Source organism: Sphingomonas sp. UYAg733 (assembly GCF_054057355.1).
Map to the genome: position 1 here is coordinate 109535 of NZ_JBSRZE010000007.1, position 11013 is coordinate 120547.

The following is an 11013-nucleotide window of genomic DNA, read 5'->3' on the forward strand; positions in this document are numbered from 1 at the left end:
CCACCCCCTGATGGTGCGTGCCGACCCTTATTTGCTCTTGTCGGGAACCGCGATCGCTTTGCCCGCCCAGGCCTTGCGCAGCAAATGCGCGGCTTCTTTCGGGCGGCGATCGCGGGTGAACACGCCCTTATAGTTCATGCCGCTCACCCGCATGATACTCTCGGATGTCTTGAAGTCCGCGAACGCCCAGGGATGGGTGCCGATCACGAACGGGAAGCGGTCGGCGACGCGCAGATACAGGGCGATCAGTTCGGCCTGATATTCCTCGCTCCACATCTCGGCCGGCTCCGCATGCGCCCCGGCCGCGGCGTCGGCGCCGAATTCGGTCAGGAAGATCGGCTTGTCGCCGTGCCGCGCACGCAAGCCTTCGATCTCCTTGGCCAGCGCCACTTCGGCTTGCGGCAGGTCGCCCGACACCGCGTACCAGCCATTATAGCTGTTGGTGCAGATCACATCGCCCAGGCCCACCCAGTCGCTCGGCCCCCCCTGGACGCTGACCAGCGCGACAGGCCTGCTGCGGTCGAGCGATCGGACATGGTCGAACAGGCTGGCGAAGAACGGCGTGCCCTTCGCCGCAGAATCCGCCGGCGCGTCGTCCAGCGTGTGGAAGGGCTTGGTCAGCGGCTCGTTGGCGATCGACCACATGATCACCGACGGATGGTTGCGATCGCGCGCGATCAGGTCGGTCAGCACGCCGGTCAGATGCTTGCGCCGCGTCTCGATGACCTCACCCGAATCGGAAAGGATCAGGCTGACCGCGGGCGATTCGCTGATCACCAGGAAACCATATTCATCGGCCAGCATCAGCGCTTCCTCGGCATAGGGATAATGCGAGGTGCGGAAGCTGTTGGCGCCGATCCATTTGAGCAGTTCGAAATCGCGCACCAGCACGGCAAGATCCAGGCCACGGCCATGCAGGATGAAATCCTCATGCTTGCCGAAGCCCTTCAGGAACACCGGCTTGCCGTTGAGCAGCAATTCGCTGCCGCGTACCTCGACCGTGCGGATGCCGACCTTCATGATATATTCGTCGAGCGGCGCCTCCGCATCGCCGAGCGCGATCGACAGGCGGTAGAGGAACGGATCGTCCGGGCCCCAGAGCCGGGCGCCGGGCACGCGGATCGTCGCGGTCGCGCGACCGCCGCGCACCGCCGCCTCGACCGTCACCGCGGCCTTGCCGCCGCCGATCGTCAGCCGCGCCGGGCCGCTCCACCCGTCGCTGACCGCAAAGGCGACCTCGACCAAGCCGGTCGCGCCGGAGCGGGTCGTGGTGACGATGACGTCATGGACATGCGTCGCCGGCAGCGCGGCGAGCAGTACCGGGCGGTGCAGGCCGGAATAGGGGAAGAAGTCATAGGTCGTCTGCGGATAATGGATCGTGTGCATCCGGTATTTCGCCGGATCGGGAACGCCCGGCACACGGTCGATCGTCAGCTTGTTCTCGACCAGCACGACCAGTCGGTTGGGCCTGTCGGCCTGCGCGATACCACTTACATCGAAGGCGAAGGGCAAATGCCCGCCGATATGTTCGCCAAGCAAGCGTCCATTGAGCCATACCTTGGCGCGATAGACCGCCGAGCCGAAACGCAGCACCAGCCGCTTGCCCGCCCAAGCCGGATCGAGCCTGAACTCGGTCTCATACCAGGCGGTGCCGGTATAATGGCGGGCGTCGTCGAACAGGTCGTTCCAGCTGCACGGCACCGGGATCGACCGGGTCTCGCTCAGCCCGTTTGCCCAGCCCGCCGCCTCGCCCTGGTCTTTCGGATCGAGCCGGAAGCGCCACAGCCCCGACAGGTCGCGCGTCGCGCGGGTGCGGCTTTCATGCGGGTAGAGCAGGCTCGGCGCGCCGGTCGCGGGCAGGGGCTTTGGCTCGGTCATGCTTTGCGCGCGCGCGTCGAACGGCAGCGCCGCAGCGCCTGCCATTGTCGCCGCACCGACCATGCCCAGCGCTTCGCGCCTCGTCGGCGCCCGTCGATCCTCAGTCATTTCCGCTCCCGCCTTTTTGTTCTTGTCGTATCGATGATCTGGTCAGGCCACTGCGACATATCGCCTGCGTTGCGCCGCGACCCGCGCGCGCGCCTGCTCCAGTTCATGGACCTCGGTCGCCTCGAGCAGCGATTCGAGCACGCGGGTGAGATGCTCCTGCATCGCCGCGCGCGCCGCATCGGGCTGGCGTGAGCGCAGCGCGTTCAGCACTGCGGCATGTTCGTCGATCCGTGGCGTGACGCCGGCGGCATGCGCCTTGTCGCTCATCAGCTTGTATTGCGGCGATCGCGACCGGGCATCCCATAACATCTGTACCGCGGCGACCATCGCGCTGTTTTGCGTCGCGCGCGCGATCAGCATGTGGAAACGCCGATCGGCATCCTCGGACAGCGATACGTCATGGACGTTAGCCGCCTGCATCTCGGCGACCAGCCCGGCCAGTTCGGTCAGCTCCTCTTCGGTGATTCGCGTTGCCGCCAGCGCGCAGCTCTCGCCCTCCACCGCGCGGCGCGCCTCGAGCAGTTCGAACGGACCGATATCGGTCTCCGCCGCCTGACCACCGGCCGGTTGCAGCGCGACCACATAGACGCCCGACCCCATGCGCACCTCGACCAGGCCGTCGAGTTCGAGCGCGATGATCGCCTCGCGGATGGTCGGGCGCGACACGCCGAAATTATTGGCCAGATTGCGTTCGGATGGCAGTCGCTCGCCGATTTCGAATTCGCCCGCCGCGATGCGCCGGGATAAATCCTTCGCCACCCGCTCATACAGGCGTCCGCCTTCGGGTTTGTCTTCCATCGCGAGCCCTTTACATCTGGTAAGGCCAGTTTGCACAAAGGCTTAATCCGCGCAACCGTCGATTGTTACGATTTCTGTCAGGCCACCTATTGATTCTGGCCTGACCAATCTGTACCGAGGCTGCAGAAGTCGCCGTGACGCGGCCGTTCTGGAGGGAAGATTCATGAGGATATCGACACGCCGCGCGACCGTTGCTCGCTTGCTCGCGGGAACCATCGGCCTGATCGCCGCCTCGGCTGCGCAAGCCCAGGACGCCAGCGCTTCGCCCGCTGATGCGCAGGTTCAGGCCGACGCCACGACCGAAATCGCTGCACCGGCCGTTAGCGAAGGCGATATCATCGTCACCGCCCAGAAGCGCTCGCAGAATGTGCAGGATGTGCCGCTCGCGGTGCAAGTCGTCGGCGTGGAGCAGCTTCAGGCCGCAAGCGTCCGCGAATTCTCCGATCTCAACCGTGTCGCGCCGTCGCTGGTCGTGCGCCCCGCCGAAAATCCGGTCAACGCGTCGGTATCGATACGCGGTATCGGCACCTTCGCCTTCAGCATCGGGGTCGAGCCGAGCGTGGCGGTGCAGGTCGATGATGTGCCGATCTCGTTCCAGGCTCGCGCTTTCGCCGATCTATCGGACATTTCGCGGATCGAAGTGCTGCGCGGACCGCAAAGCACATTGTATGGCAAGTCGGCATCGGCCGGCCTGATCAACATCGTGACCCCTGGCCCAAGCGACAAGCTGACCGTGAAAGTCGGCGCGTTCGGCACGACCGATTCCGAATATGGCGGCAATGTCGTCGTCTCGGGACCGATCGGCAATACACTCGGCTTCCGCAGCACCGCCAATTACGACAAGTTCGACGGCAATGTCCGCAACCTGTTCAACGGCGACAAGGTCAACGGGCGGCGCATCTTCTCGACCCGCAACAAGCTTGTCTGGGATCCCACCAGCACGCTCAACGTGACTCTGGGGGTCGATTATATCGACGGTACGACGACCATCGGCCGCCCGTTCGCGCGGCTCGACCCCAATGCCTTGCTGCGTAACACGCCGGGCCTGACGCCCGCAGTGCACGCGCCGGGCGTGCGCGCCGGGTTGGACAACGACGATGTCGTCAACAACATCAATTCCGGCACGCAATATCACGATTTCGCGCAGTCGCTGCGCATCGTCGGCGATCTCGGCGGCCCGACCTTGATGCTGATCGCGTCGCACGATGCCTTTACGCTCCACGATCAGCTCGATCAGGACGAATCGGCGGTCGCGGCATTCGACAATCGCCAGACCGGTACGTTCAAATCGACCCAGTTCACGCAGGAAATCCGGCTGGTGTCGCCGGGCACCGACCGCTTCCGCTATACGCTCGGGCTGTTCTACGCGAATGTGGACTATTCGCGCGATTTCACCCGCGGGCCGGTCTATTCGCAGGCGCGCTGGTTCGCGACCTCGAAATCGGATGCCTATTCGGCGTTCGGGCAGCTCGAATTCGACATCCTGCCGCAAACCACGGTGATCGGCGGCATCCGTCGCGGGCATGAGGACATCGCCTATACCTTCCGCGATATCCGGAACGGCGGCGCCTTCTTCTCGGGCAATGCTGGTGATACCTACACCACCTACAAGGCGGGACTGCAGCAGAAGCTGGGCGACGACATCATGCTGTTCGGTACCTTCGCGACCGGACACAAGGGGCAATCCTATGATCTGGGCACCGGGTTCAATCGCAACCGCGCGCTGGCCGGGCCAGTGCGGCCGGAAACGTCCGACGATTACGAGATCGGCGCGCGCACCCAGTTCTTCGATCGGCGCGTCACTGTGAACCTGACGCTGTTCGATACCCGCTACAAGAATTTCCAGGCGCAGGGGATCGAGACCTTCTCAGACGGATCGGTCAATTATCGCCTGACCAATGTCGGCCGGCTGAAGACCCGCGGCATCGAACTCGAAACATCGGCACGGGTCTTTCCGGGGCTGACCATCGGGGCTTCGGGCACCTATCTCGACGCCGCGATCACCGAATTCCCCGATGCCCAATGCTATCCGGTCGCCATCGGCCTGTCGCCCGGCTGCGTTGCGGGAACGGGTGGCCGGCCGGCGAGCCAGAACCTTGCTGGCAAGCGTCCGCCACAGGCACCGGAATGGAAGCTGGCGGGTAGTTTCGATTTCTCGCACGACCTCGGCTCGCTGCCTTTCCAGGGCCTGATCCAGGGCAGCGCCACCTATCAAAGCAAGATCAACTATTCGCTCAACCAGGATCCGGAAACGGTCCAGCGCGGCTACACCATCGTCAATCTGTCGGCGGGTATTCGTGATCGGGATCGCGGCTATGAACTGGTCGCGTTCGTCAACAACCTGTTCGACAAACAATATTTCTCGAACATAACCGACTCGCGCGGCAATTATGGTGGCGCGACCGCGACGCAAAGCTATCTGCCGCGCGATTTCCGGCGCTATGCCGGTGTCCGCGCTTCCTATTCCTTCTGATCACGATTCCCGACACTGACGGAGGCCCATGCCAAAGATCACCAACGCCAGGGTCATCGTTACCTGCCCCGGACGCAATTTCGTCACGCTCAAGATCGAGACTGACGAGGGTGTGTCCGGGATCGGCGACGCGACGCTCAATGGCCGCGAACTCGCGGTCGCAAGCTACCTCGCCGATCATGTCGTACCGCTGCTGATCGGCCGCGATGCGCACCGGATCGAGGATATCTGGCAGTATCTCTACAAGGGTGCCTATTGGCGTCGCGGGCCGGTGACCATGACCGCGATCGCCGCAGTCGACATGGCGTTATGGGATATCAAGGGCAAGGTCGCGGGCCTGCCGGTCTATCAACTGCTTGGCGGCGCGGCACGCGACGGCGTGATGGTTTATGGCCATGCCAATGGCGCGAGCATCGAGGAAGCGGTCGATGCGGCGCTGGTCTATCAGTCCGAAGGTTATCGCGCGATCCGGCTCCAGGCTGGCGTGCCCGGCCTTGCCTCGACCTATGGCGTGTCGAAGGATCGTTATTTCTATGAACCCGCCGACGCCGATTTGCCGAGCGAGAATCTGTGGTCGACCGAGAAATATCTTCGCTCGGTCGCGCCGTTGTTTCAGCAGGCGCGCGACGCGCTTGGCTGGGACGTCCATCTGCTCCACGACGCGCATCACCGGCTGACCCCGATCGAAGCCGGGCGGCTGGGCAAGGATCTCGAGCCCTATCGGCCGTTCTGGCTCGAGGATGCGACCCAGGCGGAGAATCAGGACTCGTTTCGCCTGATCCGGCAGCACACGACGACGCCGCTCGCGGTCGGGGAGATCTTCAATTCGATCTGGGATTGCCGCGAGCTGATCGAGAACCAGCTGATCGATTATATCCGCGCGACCGTGGTCCATGCCGGCGGCCTGACTCATCTGCGCCGCATCGCCGCGCTCGCCGATCTGCATAATGTCCGCACTGGCTGTCACGGCGCGACCGACCTGTCGCCGGTGGCGATGGCGGCGGCGCTGCATTTCGACCTGTCGGTACCCAATTTCGGGGTACAGGAATATATGCGCCATACGCCGGAGACGGACGCGGTGTTTCCGCATGCCTATCGTTTCGACCGGGGCATGATGCACCCCGGCGACGCACCCGGGCTCGGCGTCGAGATCGACGAGGATCTGGCCGCGACATATGAGTATAAGCGCGCCTACCTGCCGGTGAACCGGTTGGAAGACGGCACCTTGTTCAGCTGGTGAGCCTGACCGAAACTCAAGCGGTCAAGCCGCACGGGCGAGTCCGCTGGGTCGTGTGCGCCCTGCTCTTCGCCGCGGTCGTGCTGTCCTATATCGACCGGCTGGTCCTGCCGACGCTGAAGCCCGACCTGACACATCGTTATGGCTGGACCGAGACTGGATATGCCGATCTCGCGATCTGGTTCCAGGCGGCCTATGGCATCGCCTATGTCGGGTTCGGGCGCTTCGTCGACAGGTTCGGCGCGCGGGTCGGCTATGTGGTCGCGGTCACACTGTGGACGATCGGCCATCTCGCGCATGTCCTGTTCACCTCGACCGCCGGCATGGCCTGGGCGCGAATCGTGCTGGCGATCGGTGAGGCCGGCACTTTTCCCGCAGCGCTTGCCGCGACCAGCGACTGGTTTCCGCGGCGTGAGCGTGCGCTGGCGATCGGCATCTTCAATGCGGGATCGAATGTCGGCGCGATCGTCACCCCGCTGATCGTACCGGTCATCGCGGTGACGATGGGCTGGCGCTGGGCGTTCGTCCTGACCGGCCTGCTCACGGTGATATGGCTCGCCGCATGGCTGTTCTTCTATCGCCGACCGCGCGAACACCCGCGCGTCACCGCCGAAGAGCTCGCCTGGATCGAGGCCGAGCCGGCGATCGTGCAGCGCGCGGTGCCGTGGCGCCGCGTACTCGCGCAACGCCAGAGCTGGGCCTATCTGCTCGCGCGCTTCCTGATCGACCCGGTGTGGTGGACTTTCCTGTTCTGGCTGCCGGATTTCTTCAACAAGCAATATGGCATCACCATGCTGGCATTCGGTCCGCCCCTGGTCGCGATCTATCTGCTCGCCGATATCGGTTCGATCGGTGGCGGCTGGCTGTCGTCGCGGCTGATCGGGCGGGGCGTCGGCGTCGGCCGCGCGCGCAAGCTGGCGATGCTCGCCGCCGCGCTGTGTGCCGTACCGATCGCCGGCGCGACTTATGTGCCAGGCATGTGGGGGGCGGTGGCGTTGATCGGTCTTGCCTGTGCCGGGCATCAGGGTTTTTCGGCCAATCTCTACGCACTGCCCGGCGATCTTTTCCCGCGCGGTACCGCAGGCACCGTGATCGGTCTCGGCGGCCTTGCCGGTGCGATGGGCGGCATGCTGATGGCGAAGTTCGCCGGCGTGATCCTGGAAACCGTCGGTAGTTACCAGCCGATCTTCGCGGTCGCCGCGTGCGCCTATCTGCTGGCATTGCTTGTCGTCCATCTGCTGGCCCCGCGCTACGAACCCGTCGCGCCGGAGCGGCTGGTGTGAACAGGCGGTGAGACTGTCGGCGACCATGCTCGACCGGCTGCCCGATGGCGTCGCCCGGCCGGCTTATGACCGCGCGGCGATCCGCACCGGGGTCGTCCATCTCGGCCTCGGTGCCTTTCACCGCGCGCATCAGGCGATCGTCTTCGACGATGCGCTCGCCGCCGGCGATCCGCGATGGGGGATTGCCGGCGTATCGATGCGCTCGCCCGAGATTCGCGACCGCCTGCGGCCGCAGGATTGGCTCTACGCTGTGGTCGAGCGAAATGGCGGGGCCGCGCGGCACCGCTTAGTCGGTGCGATCCGTGACGTGCTGGTCGCTCCCGAAGATCCTGCGCGGGTGATCGCCGCTCTCGCCGCCCCGGACACGCATGTCGTTACGCTGACCATAACCGAAAAGGGCTATTTGCCCGCGACCGGCACCGCACCCACCGCCGCCACGCTGATCGTCGCTGCGCTCGCTGCGCGGCGCGCGGCCGGCCTCGCGCCGTTCTCCACCGTGTCGTGCGACAATCTGTCGGACAATGGCGCCCGGCTGCGTGGTGCCGTGCTCGACGCGGCCGATGCGCGAGACCCCGGCCTGGCGCGCTGGATCGCCGAGACCGCAGCCTTCCCCGGCACGATGGTCGATCGGATCGTTCCCGCGACCACCGCCGACGACATCGCCGCTTTCGCGGCCGCTACTGGCATCGAGGATCAGGCGGTGGTCGTCACCGAACCCTATTTCCAATGGGTGATCGAAGATCGCTTTTGCGGCCCGCGCCCCGACTTCGTCGCGCTCGGCGTGCAACTGACCGATGATGTCGCGCCGTGGGAAGCGGCCAAGCTCCGCCTGCTCAACGGCGCACATTCAGCGATCGCCTATCTTGGAGGGTTGGCGGGGATCGACTTCGTCCACCAGTTCGTCGCGCGCGACAATGGCCGGTATCTGGTCGAGGCGCTGTGGGACGAGAGCCAGGCTTCGCTCACCCCGCCTTCCGGCCTGAATCTCGCGGCCTATCGTGCCGCGCTGATGGCCCGTTTCGGCAACCCGACGCTTGCCCATCGCACGCGCCAGATCGCCGCCGACGGCTCGCAGAAACTGCCGCAACGATTGCTCGCCCCGCTTGCCTGGCGCCGGGCGCGCGGTCTTTCGTCACCGGCACTGTCGCTGGCGGTCGCCGCGTGGATGCGCTGGCAGGGCGGGCGCGACGATGCCGACACCGCGATCACCGTCGATGATCCGCTGGCCGCACGCACCGCCACGGCGGTTGCTGGCGCAAACGACGCACGTGACCGGGTCGCCGCGCTGCTCGCGCTGGACACGATCTTCCCGGCATCACTCGCCGCAAATGCCCCGCTCCGCGACGAACTGGAACATTGGCTCGCTTTGCTCGAAGCAGGCGGGGCGCTAGCTGCGCTGGCGACGCTCCGCGAAGGGTGAGCGATACGGCTCGATCGACGTCGACACGCTGATTGGACGTGGCGCTAGCAGCCGAACCAGGAAAAGCGGTGGCTGTTACGGTTCGTGTCGCCATGGGAGGCCGGGCGAACCACCAAGCATCCAATTTTCGCGCAAGTGACGGGTCAAAATGCCGGCAATGATGCCCGCTGCAGTCCGAACGCATCGTTTCGTCCCCGGCGGTGGGCAATCGCGATGGAGCAAGGTGCCCGGATTGGCTAGACTCACGCCATCCGAAGCCGAGCGAGGCGATGACCATGTCCGATGACGATCTGCCCGACGACAGCAAGCTGACTCGCTCCAAACAGCGCTGGGCGAGCGAAGGCAAGTTCCTCACCGGCCATGTCACGCGCCCGGAATCGGAACGCTTGCCGCCCGGCCAGCATCTGGTGCGTGACTGGCCGGTGCTCGATTTGGGCAAGCAACCCGATATCGCGCGTGAACGCTGGCGGCTCAGGATCGGCGGCATGGTCGAACGCCCGGTCGATCTCGACTGGGCGGCGTTCATGGCGCTGCCTCAAACGACGCTGCGCACCGACATTCACTGCGTCACGACCTGGTCGCGCTATGACAATGACTGGACCGGCGTCGCGACCAGCGACCTGATCGACCTGGTGGGCCCGCGCGACGAAGCGGGGTTCCTGATGCTCCATGGCTATGACGGCTACACCACCAATGTCCCGCTCGCCGACTTCGCGTCCGAACACGCGCTGATCGCGCATGGCTGGCAAGGCAAACCGATCACCCGCGAGCATGGCGGTCCAGCACGCCTGATCATCCCGCACCTCTATTTCTGGAAGAGCGCGAAGTGGATCAAGGGCATCGACTTCCTTGGCGCGGACAAAGCCGGCTTTTGGGAGGTCAACGGTTATCACATGCGCGGCGATCCATGGGCGGAGCAGCGCTATTCGTGATCAGGTGATGGTGCATCCGCGTTCGAGCGGACAGGCAGCACCCGATCCCTGTGAAGTCCGACGCGCTGGATGGGGACGTCTAACTCGTAGCCTCGGTCCTTGCCGGTGCGGCACCCTCGCCATCGCCGTGCAGTGTCAGCAGCGATTCCATCAGACCTTCATCGGCGCTTGAACACACACCGAGCACCAGCGCTTCGTCATAGCCCGGCGCGGTCAGATAGGCGTGGCCCATGTTCGAATCGATATAGATCGATTCGCCCTTTTCGAGCACGACCGGATCGTAGAATTCGGTGTGGATCTCGATCCCGCCTTCGATAACGAAGATATATTCCTCGCCCGAATGATGGACCAGCTCGCCGAACTCGGCGACGCTCTTGGCGCGGATCTTGGTCAGCACGGGGATCATCCGTTTCCGGCGCAGTTCGGTGCACAGATAATAATAATCGTAATTGGGCGTTTCGACATGCACCGCGCGCGCCATGTCGCTGATGCTGCGTCGTGCGGTGACCGGCTGTTCCGCCGCGCTGGTCGATTCGGCGAACAGCTCGGACATGCGCAGGCCGAGCCGCTGGCTCAACTGCAGCAGCTTGTCATAGGTCAGGGTGAGGCGGTCATGCTCGATCTTCGACAGGGTCGAGACGGGGATGCCGCTCTTCGCGCTCATCTCCTTAAGCGTCCAGCCTTCACGATTACGCAGACCTCGAAGCAGCGCGCCGAGTGTGGGGTTGGTCGATGCCATGCGGTGCCAAATCTTCCCGGAGCCATATTGACAATTCTCTGATTAGGATCATCATGTCCCAATCAGAACATTTCGACCAAGGTAATGGTTCATCCGCAGCGAGGCAATCCCGACTGCAGGGGAAACCGGAAAAGAGGGACCTGGA

General features: G+C 64.5%; 8 protein-coding genes. 5 read left to right on the forward strand and 3 right to left on the reverse strand.

Translation table 11 applies throughout. The features are described 5' to 3' along the window. Nucleotides 1-27: 27 nt before the first annotated feature. The gene (uidA, locus tag ACVWZA_RS13605) at nt 28-1986 is read right to left on the reverse strand and encodes a beta-glucuronidase (RefSeq protein WP_457311772.1); all 1959 of its coding nucleotides are present in this window, start codon (nt 1984-1986) and stop codon (nt 28-30) included. Nucleotides 1987-2028: 42 nt separating this feature from the next. After that, nucleotides 2029-2784: a FadR/GntR family transcriptional regulator gene (locus tag ACVWZA_RS13610; protein WP_457311773.1), complete on the reverse strand. Its 756-nt coding sequence runs from the start codon at nt 2782-2784 to the stop codon at nt 2029-2031. Nucleotides 2785-2947: 163 nt separating this feature from the next. Between ACVWZA_RS13610 and ACVWZA_RS13615 the strand changes: the two genes are divergently transcribed. The 5 genes from ACVWZA_RS13615 (at nt 2948) to ACVWZA_RS13635 (ending at nt 10129) form a co-directional block, all read left to right on the forward strand. Continuing rightward, nucleotides 2948-5257 carry a TonB-dependent receptor gene (locus ACVWZA_RS13615; RefSeq protein ID WP_457311774.1) on the forward strand — a complete coding sequence of 770 codons (2310 nt, stop codon included), beginning with the start codon at nt 2948-2950 and terminating at the stop codon, nt 5255-5257. Between the two features lie 28 nt (nt 5258-5285). After that, a complete protein-coding gene (gene manD, locus ACVWZA_RS13620) occupies nt 5286-6497 on the forward strand; it encodes a D-mannonate dehydratase ManD (protein WP_457311775.1) in 1212 nt (403 codons plus the stop codon). Next, complete coding sequence (locus ACVWZA_RS13625) at nt 6494-7777, forward strand: MFS transporter (protein WP_457311777.1); 1284 nt, start codon at nt 6494-6496, stop codon at nt 7775-7777. Before manD ends, ACVWZA_RS13625 begins: the two co-directional genes overlap by 4 nt. A gap of 25 nt (nt 7778-7802) precedes the next feature. Then, the gene (locus ACVWZA_RS13630) at nt 7803-9197 is read left to right on the forward strand and encodes a mannitol dehydrogenase family protein (RefSeq protein ID WP_457311875.1); all 1395 of its coding nucleotides are present in this window, start codon (nt 7803-7805) and stop codon (nt 9195-9197) included. 275 nt (nt 9198-9472) lie between these two features. Further along, a complete protein-coding gene (locus ACVWZA_RS13635; protein ID WP_457311778.1) occupies nt 9473-10129 on the forward strand; it encodes a sulfite oxidase-like oxidoreductase in 657 nt (218 codons plus the stop codon). Nucleotides 10130-10208: 79 nt separating this feature from the next. Here the strand turns inward: ACVWZA_RS13635 and ACVWZA_RS13640 are convergent, their stop codons facing one another. Further along, nucleotides 10209-10868, reverse strand: coding sequence for a helix-turn-helix domain-containing protein (locus ACVWZA_RS13640; protein WP_457311779.1), 660 nt, complete (start codon nt 10866-10868; stop codon nt 10209-10211). Nucleotides 10869-11013 lie beyond the last annotated feature (145 nt).